The organism is Bradyrhizobium sp. WSM1253 (genome assembly GCF_000244935.1).
Lineage (GTDB): Bacteria > Pseudomonadota > Alphaproteobacteria > Rhizobiales > Xanthobacteraceae > Bradyrhizobium > Bradyrhizobium canariense.
Genome location: NZ_JH600073.1, coordinates 6941886 through 6962886, shown reverse-complemented (window position 1 = coordinate 6962886; position 21001 = coordinate 6941886). Strand labels below are relative to the sequence as shown.

The following is a 21001-nucleotide window of genomic DNA, read 5'->3' as shown; positions in this document are numbered from 1 at the left end:
TTCGAGGAGCTGAGCCGCCTTGGCTACGTCGAGGGCCAAAACCTCGTGGTTGATCGCTACTCGGGAGAAGGTCGACCGGAACGCTATTCCGAATTGGTTCGGGATGTGATCAACACACATCCCGACTTGATTTTAGCGGTGGCCGCGCGTCTATCGCTGGATTTTAAAATGGCGACGACGACAATTCCGATTGTGACAATAGTCAACGACCCGGTTGCCTTGGGACTTGTGGCCAGCATCGCGCGGCCGGGCGGCAACATCACAGGCGTCACCATCGGGACGGAATTGGAACTCATTGGAAAGCGGATCGAGCTACTGGTCGAGGCGATGCCGGGACTGTCCACTCTCGGTTACCTTGTGTCGCGATCGTACTGGGAAGACATGAGAGGTGCGGCAGCGCGCGAGGCAGCCCAACGAGCGGGTGTTTCGCTGAAGGCCGCCCTGCTGGACAGCGGCTTCTACCAGACAGAGTACCAGCGGATCTTCAGTTCGATGGAACGAGCAGATGCGCTCATGGTGTCAGATGAGGCCGAGCATCTCGCCAGTGGCGCGGCTATTGTTGAACTAGCCGCGGCGGGCCGCATTCCCACAATGTACGCTTACGGCGAGTACGTGCGACTCGGTGGACTGATGGCTTATTCGATTGACCTACCAGAGACCTTTCGGCGCCTCGCCAGCCTCGTCGACAAGGTTCTTAAAGGCAGCAGTCCCGGAGATATCCCCTTCTACCGACCGACCAAATTCGAGCTGAGTATCAATCTCAAGACTGCGAAGGCGCTCGGGCTCGCACTGCCCGCGATGCTGCTCGTCCGCGCCGATCAAGTTGTCGAATGACGTCGCTTGTTGGCCCTTCACCGAACTAGCGGCGCGCCTCGATGAGGTCCGCTTATTGAGGCACGGCGGACGGGATTCGCTCAGCTTGAGTTCTTCGCATCTTGACCCAAGGCGGACTCCCGCCCTTCCAAGCGAACTGCCATCCATCCGCTACGTCGTAAGCGGCGGCGATTTCTCATCAGGTTACCGCGTTTTTCCATTACCATTCTCAGGAGATCATGGTCTTCCCGCCGATCGTGCTTGCCGCCGGTTTGATCCTGATCGAGTTCAGGAACGTTGCGGCCGCAATCATGACCAAGATGCCAGCGAGACTCAGTGTGATCTGCATGGCAAGCCTATCCGAGATATCTATCAGTACTATGCGGCCGGCAAGCGCCAGCAGGACGCCGAGGCAATAGATTGCCAGGGAGTTCTCGCCACAGCGGATCGCCCCACGCATCACCGGAGTCGTAAGCCAACGCCAATCGCGAGGCACGACCCACGCAACCAGAATCGCGAGAGCAACAAAATGCAGCAGCCGCAAGGGCGAGAGATTCGATTTGTCCAGCAGGTAAGCCAGCTCCGCCAGCATCTGTGGGACCAGGGGTCTAATGCTCCAACTGAATGCGATCGTCAGGCCAAAAACCAAATAGAGAATGGCAATTGCAAGCGCCGTGCGCGAGGTCACCCACGGCCAGAACGTCTTGCCCTCCATGACACACCAGGCACCAAGAACAACCAGCAACTGCCAAGCCAGCGGATTGAAGAACCAGACGTCATTGGGCCATGCCGGGACGGACCAACCGAAGACGTGCACTAGCGCATAAAGCAACAGTGACGCGCCAAGCATTACATTCGGCATTCGCAGCATCAGCCACAGCAGCGGGGCGAATAGAAGATGATAAATCACGAAGAGCGGCAAGACATCGGAGTTGACTGGGCGGTATTGCAGGATCGCTGCATGCGCGAGCGCCGCGCCCGGCTGCTCCAGCAGAATGCGCGTGTTGCTTTCGTCGGCAATCGTGCCGCCACCGGCGAGGTAAACCAAGATGGCGCAAGCGAGAGTGAGCAGCAGAAATGCCGCATAAATGTCCCAGCTTCGCCACAGCGTACGGCTGACCACACTCGCCCAACCATCGCACCGACTTGCCTTGCCGTAAGCCAGCGTGCAGGTCACACCCGAGAGGAACATGAACACTTCCGCGGTATCACTAAAACCATAATTCCGCAGCGTCAGCCAGCTTCCGATGTTGTTGGGGACATGGTCAAGAAAGATGCACCATAGCGCGATACCACGGCACGCATCGATGCGGAGGTCCCGACCAGACCCTTTCAGCACTGGGAGGGCGCCCGCCAATGACTGCGCAGGATTCGCTGGCAGCTCGGATTCAAGTAGTGGCTGCTGACCGCGTAACGCCTTGCTTTCGATCTCCGCCAGCATCCGGCGGAAGTCTGGCGAGGGCATGTCGCGATGTTTGCCGATGTCAACAGGCACATCACTTTCGGGACGCCCGCACATCATCGCGCGAGCCGCGGATAGATCGGTCGAACTGATCGCTACCATCTCGACGACAGAGCTACGTGGCGGGGCAGGCAGCATCATCCTGGTAGCGACGCACCGATAGAGCGGCATTGACGAGCCTTCCATCAACTCTTCGTCGGTAATGACTTCATACGAGCCCGCCGGTAACAGCCGCTCGATACTCGCGATCCGGAATGGACGCTTGAAAACCACTGTTTCACGTCGCGATCGGACTGTCATCGTCATTCTCGCCCATTGGTTACGGCACGCCGCTGCCAGGAGAATAGGCACCACGCTGACTATTGATTCTAATGTCTTTCTTTATTTGCTCCGTCTTGTCCGTCTCGCTGTCGCGCGCTCAAAAAGAGACCAGCGGCGTTAGTAGCAATTGCAGCGGGAGTTACTCGCCACCATCTTCGAGCACGCCGTTGCGAGCGATGGAGCCGGCCACAATTTGAAGCGAAGAACCAATCGTCCAACAGACTGCGATCAGAACGATCGAACCTTCAGAAACGACCTGATCAACGACAATCATGCTGACAGACAGAAACGCCGCAATCGCCGCAACGAATGTACCTGCCGCACTGAAGATCTGAGCCGCATCGGTGCCACGGTTCCGCTCTTCCGGGAGTCTCGAAGTCGCTCCCTGAACAGGACGGCCAGGCAGATCGATGCCGATATAGAAGCTGAAAGCTCCGTAGAGCATCATCAACAAGATGAACCAGCCGCTTCCAAACAGTTCGTTTTCCAGGCGCATCAATGCTGCGGCCACGTACAGGCCGCACGAGCCTCCAACCGTAGCGAGTCCAATCCTTTCAAACAGATGCGCCGATTTGATGAGAGCAGAAGGAGCTACCCATATGGTCGCCGCGACATAAGTATGCTTTGCCACAGATAATGCGCTGGGAACTACATTGCTAATTTTCATGTTGTTCCTCCCTTAACAGGTAGTCTACGGCGCGCGACGCGGTCAGCAGTCCGCACGCGTGGGTGCATTCACGTGTTTGGAACAGCAATTTTGAAAAAGTTTTGCCTACCGACGGCACTGGGCTGCCATTTAGATGGAGGCGGAGAGTTCGGCGCGTCGCCGTTTTGGCAGTCTGTCAGGCAAGCAATCCGCTTGACTGCTACGAGGACGCTACTCCGTTTCCGTTCCAAGACCTAATGATTAATGACTGCCGGTCGAGGTGGTGTGAAAATTCCGCCGGCCCACCGTATCGACGAAACTCTCGTGGATTGCGCACAATATCACAGTAGAAAACATTGCGGCGCGATTCTCAACGATGAGCATACCGTGCCTGATCGAACGGCTTGCGGGGCTCGTCGCGTTACCGGCCGCGCGGGAGAAAATTCTCAGCAGTAGTTGGAAATTTCCAGAGGCCGCCGGTGAAGGTGAGCAGGTGCGATATGGCCGCTGTTGGCCCCAAGGCCAAGTGGTCCAATCTGTTAGTTGCGGATCGGACCTGCCGCTCTGAAGCCTGCTTGCGCAACCAATCGCCAAGTATTCTACAGCTGTTCTTCAAGGATCAAGTTCACCGTCTCTTCTTGCCTGCTCGCCTTTTTGACTTCAGAACGTCGGCTTGGCTTTTGAAGGCGCGTGCTAAGGCTTGTAGTTCCTGAGATACCTCAGCATCTGCGACTGCCTTTGCAGCGCGCGCGGCCTTTTCAGCTTGCTTCCGCAGTTGTTTGATCTCCTTCGCCATCGAACACTCCGTTGCGCATCGGACGTTTAGCCGCAGATAATCATATCATCCCGCCGCCCGTGGATAAGTCGGGTGTCAGGGTTAGACCGGACCCGGCAGAGCGCAAGGTTGGACCGCCCCTCTGGACCCCAAACCGACGTAGCGCCCCTGAACGTTCTTGTTCTGGCTGCGCCTGCTAAGCCTGAGCTTTCGATAGGGCATTCAGCAAGTCATCCTGTGCGAACGGCTTGCGCAAATAGGCGATGCATCCGGCGTCCATCGCCTCATTGCGCGTGGCCTCGTCGTCGCTCGCGGTCATGAAGATGACCGGCCACTTCGATCCCGATGCCGCAAGCCGGCGCTGCAGCGCGATCCCCGAAATTCCCCCGAGGTGAATGTCAAGCAGCAAGCAGGTTGCCGTCTGCACGCTGTCGCTCTCAAGCAACGCCTCGGCCGAGGCGAACGTCCGGCTCTCAATGCCGTGGCACGCCAACAGCCGCGCCACGCTCTTCAGAAGGCTCGCATCGTCGTCGATCACGACCACAACTGTCCGCTGCGCCATCATAGCCATGTCCAGCCTGCCTAGGCGTATATGGCCCCCAAGGGGTAGGCCAATCCCTTGATCTGGATCACGGAAAGTCTGCGGGCGCTGATGTCATCACTGGGCCTTGCGACGCGCAGTGCGACTGACCACTGGTAAGTCGTGCGACATGCGGATCTTTTCTTTACAGGCGTCTCTGGTTGCTCAAATATCTTCTGCGGTGGGTCTCAGGGTATCCACCTGGTGCCCCCTCCACATCTGTTACAGGTAGGGAGGCTTCTATGATCCTATTCAGGATAGTCTTCGCACTAACCGCTATCTTGGTAAGCAGAGATGCATTTGCGGAGTCAGGGATGTGGATCGGGACAGCCCCATTTTGCTATGGGTCGCCAGCAGACTGCACTGATCTGGGAATGACATACGTGAAGAGTGATTCAAAAGGGAACGGTGGCAAATGCTGGACTGGAACGAAAGTGTATTGTTCAGGTTATCCCGCCCCTGAAATTGCATTCATGGGTTATGATGCTTGTGACGGTTTTCAATGTCATCGAACGATGTGCGGTTACAATCCCAGTCCGGGTCCGAGGGTAATCGCAAGTGAGTCTTGGTTCTTCTGTCCTGTCTGCGTCAGTGCAAATGTTAGAACGATCATGAGATTGAACAAAGTTCCTAGCGCACAGATTGCGCGTGCTTGTCCGTGGCGATATTTCTAGGTTCGTGATCATCGGGCAGTGCGTAGGTCAGCCACATGATTCCCTTTTTCTCCGATGCAGGTCCGATCCTCGTCGCCGCCGTTGTGCTTGCAATCGCGGCATTTGGATAGGTAGTCACCTAGCGTGCGGAAGATTGATGCCCGGAGCGGCATCGCTCGAATTTCCACCGACGTTCAGCGTCCGCGTCGACTGGGTGATCGAACAGGTTGGCTACTTCCGGTATTGGCCGATTTTGTTGCAGAAGTCGGCCGTTAGCGATGGATCGTTCGGCCATTTCTCTAAGGACGACCGGCTTTGATCCGCCGGCCCTGACGCTCTCTACGCAACTCGAACGCTACGCAATGCACAGAGCCCGAGCGGGTGGTGGACGAGCGCCCAGCGACGCGAGCCGCCGCAGGTTCTGGGCGATGGCAGCAAGAACAAACTCGTCCTGAGCGCCTTTTGGTCCCCGCAGTCGAAGCCTACCGAGCTTCAGGATGCGCTTCAAATGTGCGAACCGCATCTCGACCTTCTTGCGCTCACGTCGTGACTTCTCAAAGTCTTCGGTGTCGGCAATCGACCGGGCAACGTCTCGGGCGTATTCATGGATGTCGCGCGGGATCTTGCGCGACGGTTCTTTTGGACAGCACTGCGATTTAAGCGGGCATACATCGCAGTCGAGCTTGCTTGCTCGATACAGCAGCGTCTTGCCTTCATGCACGGTACCGCTTGTCCCAAGCCGCTTACCACCCGGGCAGTGATAGACGTCGCCGGCCGGGTCATATCGAAAGTCGCTCGGCGAGAAGGTACCGTCATCCCGCTTCGACTTATCGAACACAGGGATATGCGGCCCGATGCCCTTCTCCTCGACCAGCCAGTTCAGCATCGGAGCAGCCCCGTATGCGGTATCTCCGATAAGCCGTTCTGGCTTGAGACCGAAGCGCTCCTCGGTCCGTTCGACGATGGTCTTTGCTGCGCGGACCTCGGCCTGGCGAATGGCGCGGGAGGCCTCGACGTCAACGATGACACCGAACTTCACGTCGATCAGATAGTTATCGGAGTACGCGAAGAATGCCGCCCCCTTGTGAGCCCCGGTCCATTGCGCTGCCGGATCGGATGGCGAAATAAACTTCGGGACGACATCGCTGGCGGCGCCCCACGCCGTATCGTTGAGGGTCGCCAGATACTCCTTCACCGCGCGTCTAGACTTGGCTGGATCGCGATCCCTGTGCCAGCGCGCGGTGCCTTCCTTGACGGCCTTGTAGGTCTTTATCTTTCCGGCTGGTAGTTCCTGGATGTGCGAATAGCCGGCGGCGCGAAGCTTAGCGATGATCTCCTCCGACGTCAGGCTGAGCGCGGACGAGGATCCCCAACCCAGTGCGAGGGCAGTCATGATGAAAGATCGCAGCACTTGTCCTCCTTGCGCACTCGCCGCCACCGGGTTGGCCCGTTAGCCTAACTGGCTTCAGACCCCGAAAGCGCCTCCAGCCCGTGTCTATCGCCGCGATGTCCTGCTCTATCTGGGCAATCGCCAGCCTGCAATCGAAGCCCTCCCAGGCCTTCAGGTCGACCACCAGGCGCTGGCGGTGCATCCCTAGATCCTTGGGCGACCTAGTAAGCACGCCGCACTACTCGGGGCAGAGACGGCAGTCTCAGAGAAAACCGGTGGGCAAGCGCGAGCACTGCGGCTTCGTCGGTTTCGAGCGCGATCTTCTGGGCGAGCATCACATCGCCAGCCGCCAGAGGACGTTCGGGAACGAAACACCAGCCGATCGCGGGCTGCCCTGATGCGTCGAGCTCTACAACATTGCTCAGGGTACCATATTGAACTCGATATCGTCTGCCGGTGTGAGAACCGGTGACTTCGAAATAGTTGTTGGCATCGAATTGCGCGCGCTGCTCTGGAGATAACCAATCCCGCAGCAGACGCCGCGAACGCGCTTCCGGGCCATTTTGCTCGGTGAAGCTCCGATAAAGCTCACGGAGGGCGCGGAAGCGCGTATTGTTAGCGTCGCTGCGTCTGGACAGAAACATCGTCGCATCGCGATAGCTTAGCCGCCGACGAGACGCGGATAGAATAGCGTCTCTTCCGCGGTGGGATCAAACGACCGTGTGACCTTCAGTTCACTGCCCGCCTTTCGCGTCGCGGCAGTAAACCCCTGATTGGTGAGCTGCTTAAATCGCCGTTCAGCCTCGGCGAGCCCCTTCGGATCAGTTTGTTCAAAGAAATGTCTGCTTTCGCCTGTGTGGTCCATCACGATCTGGGTATCCATGGAAGAGAACTCCGCAATGCTAGGCCTCTGATGAGGAAGGAAACCTCGCGGCACCAAAAAGTGTTCCTAAGCTCGGCATGACTGGCAGTTCTTCTGGCGACGCTCGAACTCCACAAATACCTGATCACCGCCACTAACGCCGGCACGGATCGGCGCGGTCGATCCGCCGCGACCCGACCCGCGCCAACGCGTAAGGCGCCGATCTCGACCGTTTCACGACGTCGCGTACCAACCGTCAGGAAATGGAATGAGCGGCCAGTGCGTGTTTTCGGCGTTGTCTTTCGCGCGGCGGGTTTACTCGCAGTTGTAATATCGGAGGGGCAGTCCTCCACCTCAGCATCCCTCGCCGGGCTGCGCTCGGCGGACCTCAAATCGATTTGCATGAACAAAGCTCCCCACCGGAAGCGCGGTTAAATTTGCAGGGTTCAAAAGTCGATCAAAACTTAATCACCCCGAGAAGATATCGGGTCGCCTTGGTTAGCGATAGGAGCGCGAACCTGACTTAGTTGGTGGGCAGCGCTATCGGGCGTTGCCGCGCGGCCAACACTCATCCCTCGACCGAAAGAGACGGCGCGTCACAGTCGGCATGGTTGAGCAGGCAAACGCCGAAGCCAAGGCGCTGCTCCCTCCGGGGTCTCCATCCGGTGACTTTTTTGGTAGGGCCGTTGGTATCGCGCCGAAAGCGTGTTGGTAGAGCGGACGGGATCGTCACATCGACAACTTTCTTCCGCGCTCGTGAACTCGCTTTGTTACCCTTGGATGAGGGCCTCTACATCCTGAGCATAACGCCCGTGAGTGATGTGTGGGCATTGCCGCCCCCGGCTTGGGCGCCGGTGTTAATGCCGGGGCCGCTCCGCCGGCTCAATCGAACCAGCGAAATTAAACTTTCCACGGGCGCCGGGTCCTAAGGCGCGCGGACTGCACCCAAAGATTCCTAGCAGTCGTCGTCCAAGCATGACATGATGATTCTTAATTGCGTTTCGGAGGGAAAGCCCGATGCGCCTTGCATTGCCTTATCTCGGAATTGGTCTCTGCGCGTCACTGGCGACGTGGTTGTCATTCACGCTGATCTATTGACTGAGCAGCCCGTTCGACAGCCGTCAGCAGCCGCACGTAAGTCCCACTTTCGTGCAGCTCGAGCCAACCCTTTTCAACAGCGCACCTGATGCCGGCGCCGAACCCGGTACCTTTTCCTTTGAGTGTATAGAGGAAGGGATAATTGATCTTCTCGATGTGGATGCGGTCGTTGATCGGCTGCACGCCTGCGGCGAGTTCAAGGAGTTCTCGTGCGTAGGGACGTGCCTCTGTGTGTTTCATGCAGCAGTTCGATCCTCTTTCACCCCTCGTGCCACGATTCGCAGCGCACCGTCTGCAAGAGGACGCTGTAGGCCCTTGGCTTCATCCCATGTCGCGGTCATCCACGTCTCTCCGTCTGGCTTGGTGTAGGTCAACGGTTTCTGCCGAGGCTATGATGGACATGGTCTAGCCACCCGCCGTCTTGGCTGCTTCGGCGACCACGTCCATCTCGCCAAATCCCCAATGCTTCGCCTGATTGCCTTCGCCAGCAGGGTGTCCCCAAGGGGGAGCAAAACTGCCCGCCAGAAATCCCACGGACCTCGCGATGCTCGCGCCTTCTCGAATGTCCAGAGGACGGCCAACTGGCGACGAATTGTCGCCAAAAGAGCGATCTCGCCAGACTTGACAACTTGCTTATGATATCGCGGAGGTAGTTTATTCGCAGCTGTCCGCTTTTCCGGGAGAGCGAGAAGCGGACGCTGTGGCTCTGCCGGTTGACCAGGGTAAGCTTTACGCAATGAAAAATGACACCGCTCGAACGGACGCGGACGCCTTGACCGAGAGAAGCCTCGGTCAAACAAAGCCTCACGAAGGCCCGCCACGCACGGATGTCGGGACGATAACGCTCCATTGGGCGACCGCCCTCGCGTTCGTCGTCAGCCTCGTTACCGGCCTACGCATCGCAGCGGACGCGCTGCACGCCCCCTTCTCGAAATGGCTCGCTCCCGTCCTGCCGCAGGGCGAGATCCTCTCCTGGCATTTGCTCGCCGGACTCGCCGTCTTCTTCTGCGGGTCGGCCTACGTCGCCTACCTCGCGCGCAGCGGCCTCGTCGAGCGCAACAGCCCCAAGAAGACGCGGATTCTCGCGATACGCGCTCCGGCTCGCCTCAAATGGGGAGCCGTCAACGTCATCCTGCACTGGTTCGTCTATGCGCTCGTGATCTTCCTCACGACGACGGGCGTCATGATGTATCTCGGCTATGGCGGCTGGTGGGCTTATCTCCACTCGACCGCCGCCTTCGTCTCGCTCGTCTATATCTTCGCGCATGTCGCCGCGCATTATCTCTATGGCGGGTGGCTGCAGATTTTCCGCGTGTTTCGGCCCACCCCGCTCGCGATCACGAAGGCCGTGCGGCCGCGGCCTCTTCTCGTTGCCGCGGCAATCGGGGTGGCAATCGCGTGCGGCGTCGCCGGGCTCGACTGGGCGACGCGCGATACGCTCGTCATCGCGCGTGTGAGCGACGCGCCCAAGCTGGATGGCGCCATGGGCGATCCCGCCTGGTCGCGCGCGCGCCCGGTCTTCATCCGCGCCCAGCAGGGTGCCAATCTCAGCGGATCGGGCGAATCGCTCGTGGAGGTGCGCGCTCTGCACGACGGGCAGAAGATCTATTTCGCCTTCCGCTGGGAAGATCCCACCCGCTCCCTGCGCCGCATTCCGATCATCAAGAAAGAGGACGGCTGGCACGTCCTCGACGAGCGTGCGGGCCTGCAAGACGCCGTCGACTTCTACGAGGACAAACTGGCGATCATTTTCTCGGATAACCCATCGCTCGGCGGCGCAGGCGCGACGGATCTCGGCGCCAACCCGCTGCCCGGCAAACCGATGCCGATCAACGGCCGGGGCTTCCACTTCACGACGGATGGCAGCTACATAGACATGTGGCAGTGGAAGGCGTCGCGCGGGGGCATGCTCGGCCGTGTCGATAGCCAATATATCGGCCCGCCCTACGCCCCGACCCTGGACGAGCAAAATTATGATGCCCGCTACCAAGGCGGCTATTGGAACAAGCCAGGTCGCTCTCTTTATTCGTATAATTTCAAGTTCATCCACAGGGACGACAAGGGGCCCGTGACGGTTCTGCGGCTTCCCAAGGACTGGACGGCGCAGGTCGCAGCGCTCGGCAAATTCGATCTCAATCCCGACAGCAGCGACGACGAAAACGGCCGCTGGTACATGTTCGACCGGGAGAGCGAACCCTACGCTCCAGAGGCCGACGCGAGGATTCCCGTTGGCACGATCTTGCCTGGCGTGATTATTGCCGGCGACACCGAAGGAGAGCGGGCCAATGTCACCGGCGTTTCAAAATGGAGCAACGGACATTGGACGCTCGAGCTGACGCGCAACATGAAAAGCGATGGCAGATATGACAAGGCCTTCGTGCCAGCCCGCGATCTCTACATGTGGGTCGCTGTTTTCGACCATGCACAGACGCGGCATGCGACCCATAACCGCCCGGTGCTTGTCGTCACGGAGAAATAGCCACCTCACGGGCGGCCGCGAGCTCAACCGGAGGGCACCACGGCGTCGCTGCGCTGAAGCATGGCTTCGCCCTCATCCTCGCATCGCATTCTGGCGCGGCGAGCAGCGGTCCGCTCGCGGAAATTCGCGGCGCCCGGAGGCCTCGCGATGACGAGGCATTGTCGGCTCGTCCTCAACGGCAAGCTCGTCGAAGCCCGCTCCGGCGAAAGCCTGATCGATGCGGCGCTCGGCGGCTCGATCCTGATTCCGCACGACTGCAGATCGGGACAATGCCAGAGCTGCCGGGTGACGGTAGTGTCGGGTTCGGTCGATGACGGCGGCTCGGGCCACGGCCGTACTGTGCTCGCCTGCCAGGCCGCGGTCGTTGGCGATGCAGAGATCGAATTCGAAGAATTGCCGCTGCCGATGAAGCGGGCGTGCGCCGTGACCGAGATCAACGAGCTCTCGCCAGAGATCGCCGAAGTCGTGCTGACGACCTCAGCGCCCCTCGAGTTTCGGCCGGGCCAATATGTGCGCGTCAAGTTTTCCGGCTATCCTGCGCGCGAGTTCAGCCCGACCTTCAGACTCGATGGTTCCTTCAAGCAAGCCGAACTCGTCTTCCACATCCGGCGCCAGCCTGACGGCACCGTGTCGGGGCAGTTCGGCAAGGCCATCAGGCCCGGCCATGCGGCGCATGTGCAAGGCCCGTTCGGACAAGCCTATCTGCGACAGGGCCAGGGGCCGCTCGTGCTGGTCGCCGGCGGAGCAGGCTGGGCCCCGATCTGGGCGCTGGCCCGCTCGGCGCGCTCGACCCAGCGCAACCGCGAGATGGTGGTCGTCGCCGGCAGCCGGGATGCCGATAACCTCTATATGCTTCCCTCGTTGCAGTGGCTGATCGACGACGGTGTCCGCGACGTCATTGCGACGACGGAGATCGGATCCACCCTGCCGATCAGGCCCGGGCGCCCGTCGCACTACCTCCCCTTGCTCGGGCTGGAGGATACGGTCTACGTCGCCGGCCCCGTTGGTCTCGTCGATACCGTGAAGAACAAGGCGCGCTCGGCCAATGCGCAATGCTACGCCGATCCCTTCCTGCCGAGCTCGCAAACCTCATCGCTGATGGACAAGGTCACCCGTCTATGGCGAAGCCGGGAGCAGCCTCATCGCCCCGGTCTGTGAGCCGGCGCGGAGCTCAGCAGCGCCGGCGGCTCACGGCTTGACGGGTAGACTACCGAGGCTGGTGATGAGGTCGGCCGCCTTCTGCGTATCGGCAAAGCGTAGAAAGGCCAAGGCGTCCGGATCCTGCAACGTCCTCAAATAGATCAGCGCCAGCACCACGCTCGAGGGATAGTCCGCGTCGGTCGGGTAGTGACCATCCACGCGAAGCACTGTGAGCCCTTGTTCCAACGGCCGCGAGAACGGGCCGAAGCCGATCGCGCCTTGAACATCGCGAACCGTCTCGATCGCTTCCTGTGTGGTGGTCGCCGTCTTCGATTTCTCGGTGATCTCGAGATCATGCCAGCCGGGCATGCTGGCCCGCAGTACGGTGAGAGTGCTGTCCTGGTCCTCGCGCCGCACGACGCGGATGCGCAAATCGGCGCCGCCCAGCTCCTTCCAATTCGCGAGGCGGCCCGAATAGATCGCAGTGAGCTGATCGCTTGTAACGGCACTCACCCCACAGGCGGGATGGACGATGAAAGCCGATGGCAGGCGGGCGATCGCCTTGTAGACGATGCCGGAAGCCGCTTCGGCGTCGGTCAGGCGGCGTGCGACGCGCCCCAAGATCGCCTTGCCGGACCCCACGGCCGCGATGCCTCCGCCAGAACCGATGCTCGGCGGGACCTCGATCCGTGCCGATCCTTCCTGCTGCATGAAGCTCGTCGCGATGACGCGCAGGACATCGATGCCATCTCCAGTCCCGACGATGTCGAGCCTGGGTGTTTCGGCGCCAGCGGCATTCACCCCCGCAAGGCAGAGGCCCAGAATTGCCGCCGTTATCTTCGAAAATGCCATGGCAGACCCCTTCGAACCACGAGGTGCGCAATCTCGCAAAGAAACCTAAACCATCTGTTGTCGCAACGCCGTCCATTCGGAATCAGTGTGGCGGACAGAAGCGCAAAATTTGATGGTTTCGAAAAACCGATTGTTAATTACTCAACCACAAATAGCCGATAAATAGACGATGTTGAATGCTTCGCTCGCCTAATGTCGCCCTGGAACACGCTCAGGGGCCTCAGCGAGCGACATTGACCGGCCCCGCAAGTTCAGGGTGCTGGCGGTGGCGGCGATTGATACGGATTCGGAAAAGGCGTCGAGGGCGCCACCCCGCTGGCGTCGTTGGGCCGTTGCGTCCGGAATTCCGGGCGTCCCCTCGTCTATCGCCATGCGCCTTGTTGCCGTCGTGCTCGCGACCGGCGTCCTCGGGCTCGGCCTCATCGGTGGCTCGACGGCGCTACGCCTGCAGCAGCAACTGAGGCACCAGGCTGCGGCACTGGGTGAACTCTCGGAAGACCAGCTCGCTCATCGCCTCGACGGCGAGGCGCAGTTGGCGCGAGCGCGAATCGAGGCCCTAGGCGCAGAAACCGCATCTCGCCTGCGTCAGATCGCTCAGCGCGCCGATGTCGCCAAGGCCGTCGCCTCGAACAACGATGTGACCATCCGCGAGCTGCTCAGCATCGTAGCTTCGACCTCCGGCTTCGAAAGGCTGATCGCCTTCGACGGAAGCGGTCGCGTGATCGGCGCCAACACGTCCCTCGACCTACTCGCGCTGAACCAGGCGTTCGAAGGTACCGCTCTCTCTATCAATCTCAACCCGATCCTCAAGGACAATAGCCGCTCGCACCCGCAGGGTGAGGAAGGCACTTATGAGCTCAAATTGGGTGAGTTGTCGGCGCTCGGACTGCCGCAGCGCCAAACCATCGCGCACACCGCGATCGAGCCCGTGTTTGACGACTTTGGCGACCTCGTCGGCGCGCTTGCCGCGATCCGACCGCTCGGCCGCACGGAACGGACTCTCGAGAACTTCACTTCGCTGGCCAATGCCGGCGTGGTCATTATCACGGGTGACAGCGAGATCGTGTCTTCCGCGGGGCCTCAAGGGGCGAGATTCAGCGGCGCCAGGACGCGTTTGGCCGGGCTGCAGCGCTCGGATGACGGCAACTACGTCGCGCGCTGTGTCGATTACGAGGCGACGCTCAAGGTGTGCACGTTTGCGAGCGCATCGCTGGTGACGACGACACGCGATCAGATGTTCCAGATCGGCGCATCCCACACGCGTTCGCTGATGTGGCAGTTCCTGGCATCCGCGGCGCTGGCGCTCGGTGCCTTGGTCGTCGCGCTATTGGCCGCCGTGAGGCACCTCACGAAAGGACTTTCAGCGCTGGCCAAGACCGCCCAGGAAATCGCGGGTGGCAATCTCGACGTTCAATTCCGCGCAACGGGCCTCGGCGAGGTCCGCGGCCTTGGCCTCGCATTCGAGCAAATGCTGACGCATTTGCGGGCCAGCACGCGAAGAATTCGTCAGCTCGCTTTCTACGACACGGTGAGCCGCATTCCCAATCGGGAGAAGATGCGCATCGATGCGCCGGCGCTCATCGACGCGGAAGAGGGCGCAGCGCTGTTCTTCCTCGACCTGGATGGCTTCAAATCCATCAACGACACTTTCGGGCACAAGGCTGGCGACGAACTGCTCAGGATGGTGGCCGAGCGCTTGAGCAATTTGCTGACGTCCAAAGGCGCTGCCGGCAAATGTCTGCTCGCCCGGGTCGGGGGCGACGAGTTCGTCGCCATCATCGCTGGTATGAAGACGGTCGCAGCCGCGAGCCTCAGTGCCCGCGAGATGATCGAGACGCTGCAGGTTTCCTTCAAGCTCCAGAGCAACCATGCGACCATCGGCGTCAGCATCGGCATTGCGATCTGTCCTACCCACGGCACAACCTATGACGATCTCCTGATCCGTGCCGACCTTGCGATGTACGTCGCGAAGAGTTCGGGACGCAATACCTGCGCGTTCTTCACTCCGGATCTCGCAGAGATCGCGCGTGCGCGCCATGCGCTCGAAACCGACCTCGCTTTGGCGATCCGCAATGAAGAGCTCGTCGTCCATTACCAGCCCAAGGTGTCCTGCAGGGATGGACGCATCCTAGGGGTGGAGGCGCTGGCGCGCTGGCATCACCCGAAGGAGGGCGACATTCCTCCTGCGCGCTTCATCAAGATCGCGGAAGAGATCGGCCTCATCATGGAGATCGACCGCTTCGTGCTGAGGCGCGCGCTCGCCGAAATCGGGGGCTTGATCCGAGCCGGCTCGAATCTCGTGCTCGCCGTAAATGTCGCAGCGACGGAAATCGAAGACCCGCTGTTCATCAGGGATATCATCACGGCCGTTCGCGAGGCCGACTTCCCGCCGCCAAAGCTCGAGATCGAGATCACAGAGTCGGTCGCGATGCGCAATCCTGACGTCGTGCGCGAGAGAATAAGCCTGCTCAGGCAATTGGGCATACGGTTCGCAATGGACGATTTCGGAGCCGGCTATTCGAATCTTTCGACGATGGCGAGGCTCCCCTTCGACGCCGTGAAGCTCGATCGTACGCTCGTAACGGGTGTCGCCGACGACCGCGAAAAGCAGACGATCCTTCGTCTGGCGCTCGGACTTGCGGACGAATTGGGGTTCGAAACGGTCGTCGAAGGCGTTGAAACGGCCGAAGACCTTCAGTTCGCGGCCGAAAACGGCGCGACCATGGCGCAAGGTTATCTTTTTTCTCGGCCCTTACCGCTCGAAGAGTTCGCTGTCCTGCTCCAGCCGCGCCGTTTGGCTTCGGCGTTCGAAGTGGTACCCAGGCGAGACGGAGCGGAGCGGAAGACCATGATCCGCTGAGGCGTCGGCGACGATGCCGGCCCAAACGGCCCGCTCACGAGGTGCCGCGTTGCGTTCACGCGACCGGCTGGAGTAAAGTCCCCGCACGACGAACTTCCAAGTCGGTCGCGACAACCTCCGATCCGCCTACGAAGCCCGACATCGATCCGCGCTAGAGCGCTCAGCGCGATATTCAGCTAGCTTACGCAGGAGTTGCCGGCCGCGAGGTGATCGTCACCGTAACTGCCGCCTTGACGCATCGGCTTAGCGTAGTGTCTCCAACTGATAAGCTTTGCGCCCAAAGCTTATCAGTGCCGACAAAATTACCCCTGCAGCAACCCTGAGGTTGTCGGCAAAGCGCTGGACGCCTCGGCGCGTTCGGGACCAGGGGTGTCTTGTCAACCTTGCTGAAATCGCTCGTTTTTTTCGTTCCCGTCGCGGGCAATCTACGGTCCTAGCCACGATCAGTTTCGCAGCCTCTCGACCGTAGTTTTCCGCCATCTCGCGCAATGCGCCGGCCTCTCTGGGCACCCTGCTCTCCTCCGCCAAATCCAGGCAGATGCGCTCCATGCGCGCGAGATCGTTGATGTCGTGCTGATGTCGCCCCATGCCGGTGATCAGACTCCGGCCTGCACCAAGCCGTCAAGGGTTGCCACCCGGAAATTTCCCAATATCGATTTCGTCGAGCCAGCCGGATGATCTCGAAATGAAATCATCCAAGCCAAAGCAGTGGACCGAGAGCGAAAGAGGCTTGCCGCGATGGCACGTCGGCGCGCCGCGTCGGAAATTGCGGCAGTCCTCGGGCGGCATACCGGATCGGTGAAGCGGATGGCGCGAGAGATGGGATTGCTCCTAAAAAAAATAGAAGCGGCTCCTTTCCTCTACATGCTCAAGAGAAGCGGCACAGAGTTCGGTGCCGGCATCAAGTATGCCGTCGAACGCGGCTGGCTCGACCTGCACGAGAGCGGTACCTACGTGCGACTGCTGACACCTGGCGATGATTTGCTCGGTCAATAGAGCAGCGTGAAGGACAACCACGCCGCGAGTGACGCGCAAAGACAAATCCCGAGATAAGGCAAAACAAGGCGCATCGGGCTTTCCCTCCGAAACGCAAATATGGATCATCATGTCATGCCTGGACGACGACTGCTAGGAATTTGGGTTGCACCGCGCTCCTTAGAAGCCCCCGCACGGGATGTTGCTTGAAGATTTGCTGGCTCGCCGCCCTGAGCTGGCGGAGCGGCCCCGGCCGACCCAAAAGCCCCCTGAAGCCGGGGCCGTCTCTCGCGCCGTCCCGCAGATAGTCGGCCCCGTGCCTAGGAGATCCGCACCTGAATCCGCAGCACGAGGACCGAGCGTCGGCACTGCCGCCGACCGCCGGCCCATCGTGCATGCGCATCCGTGCGACGCGACAAGCTATATCGGGGGCGGCCTGACCAATGCCGGTTTGAACGACAGCGAGCCCGCTCTGCAGCGAACACCGGACGTATCGCCCCAGGGGGAGCCATTGTCGATGTAGAAGGTCTCCGGCAGGCCGTTGCGGCGAAAGGTATCGGTCAGATGTCCCCGCACGGCGGAACGCTGCTCGTTGACGCATGCCTTCAGACACACAGCATAGCGCGAGTGATCGTCGACCATGGTCAGTGGATGACAACGCCTCCCGCTGGCAAGGGGCATGTGGCCGTTGAACTCAATCTGCCACAGCTGATTGGGCGCGTCCTCTCAGTGAGCCGACTGCATCTGTCGTCATTGGATCCACAGCGAAGGTTGCGGCCGGTTGCCGCCGCTCATAGCGCAGGGCGTCACCTCTCCTGCGGAGTAGGGCGAAGGCGAGACCTTCGGTGCAGCCTTCCTGGCGGGCTACACGGGACGAAATTCGCCTCAAAGCCGCTCTGATGTTGGCTGCCATATCACAATAAATCGGGCTGCTGAGACGGGCCGATGAGCATCTAGAATTTCTCTGCTCGATCTTTTGCCTCTTCATCCGTCGACAAAAAAGAATCCGCCGGCAGAAAGGCGCAACTGAGGGGCACCTTCCTTATATCTCTCTCTCAATGCTTAGCTGCGAGGAGTCTTGTCTTCTCGGCTGAGCAGGCCAAGCCGTCGCTCCAGCTCTTGCTTCTTGGCCACGAGCCTCACGGCAAGAATGTCATTAACGACTGTGTGGAGTTGCCACAGCTCTTCAACCGACATGCTCTCAAACGGCTTCCGTTCCATGAATCCCCCGACTCACGTGTTCCCATAGCCTGGGCTTACAAGCGGGAGCCGGCAACTCTTTGTCGGTTGAGGGCGGAAGGTTATCTACCGTGACGGCGAGTGTGCGATTTTTCGGAAGCTCGCCGGCTCGACCTTAACCGGTAGCGTCGCAACTCAGCTTGCATTAATCGGTGTCGCAACACGCCCAATTCTGCAATCTGATGTTCTAGAAAGGCGACACGTTGATGCAAGGCGATAGCGGCATAGGGGATACGATCAGAAATACTCATCACGACCTCAAAATAATAAGACCGCAAAAACATCTCGACAATCTGAGCATTACACCAGACGATCGGCACAATTGCAAGGCGAAGCCCTTTCGCGCCATTGCACACAGCCGGCAGAGACGTGAGCCACGGGTTGACGCTTTGAAGGAACAGAAAGGCGCGCGGATATTTAATTCGCGCTAGCTCGCCCAAGCTGGCGGAGCGGCCCCGGCGTACCCAAACTCCCTCAAGCCGGGGCCGTCACTCCGATGGCGCGTGGAGACGCCGCGCCACAGCTCAGCAGGTGGCGCACGAGCCATCAGGAAACGGTAGCAGAGGCCATTCGCCCGCGGTGTCATTTGCGGCCTCGGGCTCGGCGTCGATTGGCCCTCTTGCCGAAGGACGCCACGCAGGAGGCGCGCCCGGCTCGCGATCATAGGGGTGCTGGTCGGAAGGCCCTGTGCTGCTGAAGTGCATAGACTCTATCGAGGGCATCGTGCACCCCGCGCTCTTAATATTTCACAATTAAATAGTTAATGCATATATTAAATAAATTAAATATTTGACTTCTTCAATCACGAAATGGTTGAATAGGTTTGTCCTACCGGCGCCCGTGAGCGCTTTTTGAGGCCAGCGACCATGTCCTTGGCATTCCCGCACTGGCTGATGATCGCAGTGGGCCCTGCTGCTGGGCGCCGGCTATATTGGTGTCCTCGTCAGCGGAAAGAAAGCGAACAGAGTTGATCGACCTCCAGGCGAGCCGATCGATCTGCCGGCTTTGCCGCTCCTCAACTCTCATGACCCGCAGTAGCTCACGCGCCTTCCCCTAAGACGAGGGTTAGCAATGGCTGTCAGAATTGAATGGGGTCCGCTTGAGGCGATAACGAACGTCCGCAACGAAGCGTGCAAGGCCCGAGACTTCATCATGCACTCCCATGATGGACACGTGCAGGGGCAGATTGTCGTGCCTGACGACGCCGATCAGTTCGTCATGGGGGCATGTGAAATCCGGCTTCTCGAACTGCTAAAGGACGCCATCAAGGAACTGGAGCGGTGAAAGCGCCGAAGATCGCAGCACCAAAGCGTGTACTCAATTTCGATACACGTGATCAACGCGCCCGGCCCGCCGGCGCGAACCGGCGGGCCCTGTCCCAGCCACGCCTACAGTCTCAGATTACCTGCGGACTGCTTGCCCCGATCGCTCACGATCTCGTAGCTCACCTTTGCACCTTCTGCCAAACCACTGAAGCCAGCCTTCTCCACTGCTGATATGTGGACAAAGACGTCCTTCCCGCCGTCGTCGGGCTGAATGAAGCCATAGCCTTTGGTCGCGTTGAACCACTTCACAATACCTGTTGCCACGCGCGTTTCTCCTGAAAAATGACCGTGGCAACATGACAGATGCTGATAAAAACGAAAAGCCCGCCAACTTAGGACTTAGTTTAAAATGCGAGTTGGATGCATAACCGCTTATACTGGGACAGGCGTCATGTTGCCCACATGAGGAAGGCAGCCAACGTGAACCGGCGCCTCCCGTGAATTTCCAACGATGGACCAGCAGGGAACGAACACCTCAATAGGGAGCTTGAGAATCTTGCCGACTCCCCGCGGAGCTGGCGGAGCGGCTCCGGCCACCCAAAAGTCCCCCTTGAAGCCGGGGCAATCTCACTGCTGGGCGCGTACACAGTCGGGACGAACTCGTCGGCTTGGAAATGGCCGTCAGTGTGAACCGGCGAATTTTGTTGCAATCAAATGCGACGCGCTAACGCACTGAGCGCAGATAATGGTCTTGTCGGTTGGCGCGGTTCATCTCAGCGAAGGCCTTCCCCAACTCTTCCGCCGTATGCTTCGCCTTGAAATTCTCCCATGCGACCATGAATCGCCCCTTCGCTTCATCGAGCGAGCCAGCTTCCCCGAACGACGGACCGGGAAGCGTCACGATGCACGTCCACAACCAGAACCCCGGGGAGCGTTCGTTGGCGTAGCGGATGCGCCCGACTAGCTGCCGGTCCTCGTGAACCGCGTAATCATCCAGGCCGATCATCCGCAGTGTCAGAGGCATTGTGGCTTGCCGCAGGGTAGAAACGAAAATAAAGCGCGGCGGATTACATTGTGCCAATTAAACCTCGCCTGACCTGCGCGGCGAGGAACCCGTGTCCTCACGGCGCCGTTGCTGTCTCGCTAGCTTGCCCAAGCTGGCGGTGCGGCCCCGGCGTACCTCCAGAGCCAACCCTGAAGCCGGGGCCGTCTCTCCGCCATCGGTCTTTTCGGAGCATATGTTGTTGCGCGGCGCACAACGCAGGTCCTGCCGCCGTAACTCCAGCTTGCGTCACGACCGCGTGCACGAAACCGTTTCGAGCCTCACACGGAATGACGCTGAAACAACGCCCTCCAAAACTGAACGGCATTGACGTCCTCTCGAGGAGGGTAATATGCGGAAACTATTTTCGGTGCGGCCTTACTGCCGATCGCATTCGTGGGGTGTTCAACGATTATCTCGGCGGCCCTTTCTGCAGCCCGGGATGGCAAGGCCGCAACATTCTCCGAACGCTTTGCACCCGCGCTGAAGTCCGCCTCGAGCGGCTAAATGCACTCACAGCCCTTGTGAACCTGATCTGGCGACGGCTTG

At 59.8% G+C, this 21001-nt stretch carries 16 protein-coding genes and 3 pseudogenes; 6 read left to right on the top strand and 13 right to left on the bottom strand.

Annotated elements, in window-relative coordinates; translation table 11 throughout:
- The first annotated feature begins 9 nt into the window (after positions 1-9).
- A complete protein-coding gene (locus tag BRA1253DRAFT_RS33805; protein WP_083869996.1) occupies positions 10-834 on the top strand; it encodes an ABC transporter substrate-binding protein in 825 nt (274 codons plus the stop codon).
- 208 nt (positions 835-1042) lie between these two features.
- Here BRA1253DRAFT_RS33805 and BRA1253DRAFT_RS33800 read toward each other — a convergent pair whose 3' ends face one another.
- From BRA1253DRAFT_RS33800 to BRA1253DRAFT_RS45650, 9 genes and pseudogenes are all read right to left on the bottom strand, one after another.
- Positions 1043-2575 carry an OpgC family protein gene (locus BRA1253DRAFT_RS33800; protein ID WP_007601735.1) on the bottom strand — a complete coding sequence of 511 codons (1533 nt, stop codon included), beginning with the start codon at positions 2573-2575 and terminating at the stop codon, positions 1043-1045.
- A gap of 160 nt (positions 2576-2735) precedes the next feature.
- The gene (locus BRA1253DRAFT_RS33795; RefSeq protein ID WP_007601733.1) at positions 2736-3263 is read right to left on the bottom strand and encodes a hypothetical protein; all 528 of its coding nucleotides are present in this window, start codon (positions 3261-3263) and stop codon (positions 2736-2738) included.
- Positions 3264-3867: 604 nt separating this feature from the next.
- A complete protein-coding gene (locus BRA1253DRAFT_RS44750; protein WP_198288278.1) occupies positions 3868-4038 on the bottom strand; it encodes a hypothetical protein in 171 nt (56 codons plus the stop codon).
- 175 nt (positions 4039-4213) lie between these two features.
- On the bottom strand, positions 4214-4561 hold the full coding sequence (locus BRA1253DRAFT_RS33790; RefSeq protein ID WP_311985811.1) for a response regulator: 348 nt from the start codon (positions 4559-4561) through the stop codon (positions 4214-4216).
- A gap of 1044 nt (positions 4562-5605) precedes the next feature.
- Positions 5606-6469, bottom strand: a pseudogene (locus tag BRA1253DRAFT_RS33785) (transposase); the annotation flags it as partial.
- Positions 6470-6861: 392 nt separating this feature from the next.
- A complete protein-coding gene (locus BRA1253DRAFT_RS42275) occupies positions 6862-7284 on the bottom strand; it encodes a hypothetical protein (protein ID WP_007601728.1) in 423 nt (140 codons plus the stop codon).
- A 17-nt stretch (positions 7285-7301) separates the two neighbouring features.
- Entirely contained in the window at positions 7302-7523 is a 222-nt protein-coding gene (locus tag BRA1253DRAFT_RS33780) for a hypothetical protein (protein WP_007601727.1), read from the bottom strand.
- Positions 7524-8579: 1056 nt separating this feature from the next.
- A complete protein-coding gene (locus BRA1253DRAFT_RS33775; RefSeq protein ID WP_007601725.1) occupies positions 8580-8840 on the bottom strand; it encodes a hypothetical protein in 261 nt (86 codons plus the stop codon).
- Positions 8837-8968, bottom strand: a pseudogene (locus BRA1253DRAFT_RS45650) (SOS response-associated peptidase); the annotation flags it as partial. The pseudogene BRA1253DRAFT_RS45650 and the gene BRA1253DRAFT_RS33775, both read right to left, overlap by 4 nt.
- 404 nt (positions 8969-9372) lie before the next feature.
- Here BRA1253DRAFT_RS45650 and BRA1253DRAFT_RS33770 point away from each other — a divergent pair.
- Positions 9373-11079: an ethylbenzene dehydrogenase-related protein gene (locus BRA1253DRAFT_RS33770; RefSeq protein ID WP_245286027.1), complete on the top strand. Its 1707-nt coding sequence runs from the start codon at positions 9373-9375 to the stop codon at positions 11077-11079.
- 147 nt (positions 11080-11226) lie between these two features.
- The gene (locus BRA1253DRAFT_RS33765; protein WP_007601721.1) at positions 11227-12237 is read left to right on the top strand and encodes a 2Fe-2S iron-sulfur cluster-binding protein; all 1011 of its coding nucleotides are present in this window, start codon (positions 11227-11229) and stop codon (positions 12235-12237) included.
- Between the two features lie 30 nt (positions 12238-12267).
- Here the strand turns inward: BRA1253DRAFT_RS33765 and BRA1253DRAFT_RS33760 are convergent, their stop codons facing one another.
- Positions 12268-13071: a substrate-binding domain-containing protein gene (locus BRA1253DRAFT_RS33760; protein ID WP_007601720.1), complete on the bottom strand. Its 804-nt coding sequence runs from the start codon at positions 13069-13071 to the stop codon at positions 12268-12270.
- A 370-nt stretch (positions 13072-13441) separates the two neighbouring features.
- On the opposite strand from BRA1253DRAFT_RS33760, the gene BRA1253DRAFT_RS33755 reads away from it, so the two are divergent.
- Positions 13442-15931 carry an EAL domain-containing protein gene (locus BRA1253DRAFT_RS33755; RefSeq protein ID WP_007601719.1) on the top strand — a complete coding sequence of 830 codons (2490 nt, stop codon included), beginning with the start codon at positions 13442-13444 and terminating at the stop codon, positions 15929-15931.
- 738 nt (positions 15932-16669) lie between these two features.
- Positions 16670-16927, top strand: a complete 258-nt coding sequence (locus BRA1253DRAFT_RS33745) for a hypothetical protein (protein ID WP_007601718.1) — start codon at positions 16670-16672, stop codon at positions 16925-16927.
- A 468-nt stretch (positions 16928-17395) separates the two neighbouring features.
- Here BRA1253DRAFT_RS33745 and BRA1253DRAFT_RS33735 read toward each other — a convergent pair.
- A pseudogene (locus tag BRA1253DRAFT_RS33735) lies at positions 17396-17632 on the bottom strand (DDE-type integrase/transposase/recombinase); the annotation flags it as partial.
- Between the two features lie 1584 nt (positions 17633-19216).
- On the opposite strand from BRA1253DRAFT_RS33735, the gene BRA1253DRAFT_RS33730 reads away from it, so the two are divergent.
- Complete coding sequence (locus tag BRA1253DRAFT_RS33730; RefSeq protein ID WP_007601716.1) at positions 19217-19429, top strand: hypothetical protein; 213 nt, start codon at positions 19217-19219, stop codon at positions 19427-19429.
- A 104-nt stretch (positions 19430-19533) separates the two neighbouring features.
- On the opposite strand, the gene BRA1253DRAFT_RS33725 is transcribed toward BRA1253DRAFT_RS33730, so the two are convergent.
- Positions 19534-19734, bottom strand: coding sequence for a cold-shock protein (locus BRA1253DRAFT_RS33725; RefSeq protein ID WP_007601715.1), 201 nt, complete (start codon positions 19732-19734; stop codon positions 19534-19536).
- Between the two features lie 400 nt (positions 19735-20134).
- Positions 20135-20416, bottom strand: a complete 282-nt coding sequence (locus tag BRA1253DRAFT_RS33720) for a hypothetical protein (RefSeq protein ID WP_245286026.1) — start codon at positions 20414-20416, stop codon at positions 20135-20137.
- Positions 20417-21001: the final 585 nt, after the last annotated feature.

Excerpts from the sequence above, each read along its gene's own strand:
- BRA1253DRAFT_RS33800 (WP_007601735.1), bottom strand. The coding sequence starts at position 2,575 with ATGACAGTCCGATCGCGACGTGAAACAGTGGTTTTCAAGCGTCCATTC.
- BRA1253DRAFT_RS33795 (WP_007601733.1), bottom strand. The coding sequence starts at position 3,263 with ATGAAAATTAGCAATGTAGTTCCCAGCGCATTATCTGTGGCAAAGCAT.
- BRA1253DRAFT_RS44750 (WP_198288278.1), bottom strand. The coding sequence starts at position 4,038 with ATGGCGAAGGAGATCAAACAACTGCGGAAGCAAGCTGAAAAGGCCGCG.
- BRA1253DRAFT_RS42275 (WP_007601728.1), bottom strand. The coding sequence starts at position 7,284 with ATGTTTCTGTCCAGACGCAGCGACGCTAACAATACGCGCTTCCGCGCC.
- BRA1253DRAFT_RS33780 (WP_007601727.1), bottom strand. The coding sequence starts at position 7,523 with ATGGATACCCAGATCGTGATGGACCACACAGGCGAAAGCAGACATTTC.
- BRA1253DRAFT_RS33775 (WP_007601725.1), bottom strand. The coding sequence starts at position 8,840 with ATGAAACACACAGAGGCACGTCCCTACGCACGAGAACTCCTTGAACTC.
- BRA1253DRAFT_RS33765 (WP_007601721.1), top strand. The coding sequence starts at position 11,227 with ATGACGAGGCATTGTCGGCTCGTCCTCAACGGCAAGCTCGTCGAAGCC.
- BRA1253DRAFT_RS33760 (WP_007601720.1), bottom strand. The coding sequence starts at position 13,071 with ATGGCATTTTCGAAGATAACGGCGGCAATTCTGGGCCTCTGCCTTGCG.
- BRA1253DRAFT_RS33755 (WP_007601719.1), top strand. The coding sequence starts at position 13,442 with ATGCGCCTTGTTGCCGTCGTGCTCGCGACCGGCGTCCTCGGGCTCGGC.
- BRA1253DRAFT_RS33745 (WP_007601718.1), top strand. The coding sequence starts at position 16,670 with ATGGCACGTCGGCGCGCCGCGTCGGAAATTGCGGCAGTCCTCGGGCGG.
- BRA1253DRAFT_RS33730 (WP_007601716.1), top strand. The coding sequence starts at position 19,217 with ATGGCTGTCAGAATTGAATGGGGTCCGCTTGAGGCGATAACGAACGTC.
- BRA1253DRAFT_RS33720 (WP_245286026.1), bottom strand. The coding sequence starts at position 20,416 with ATGATCGGCCTGGATGATTACGCGGTTCACGAGGACCGGCAGCTAGTC.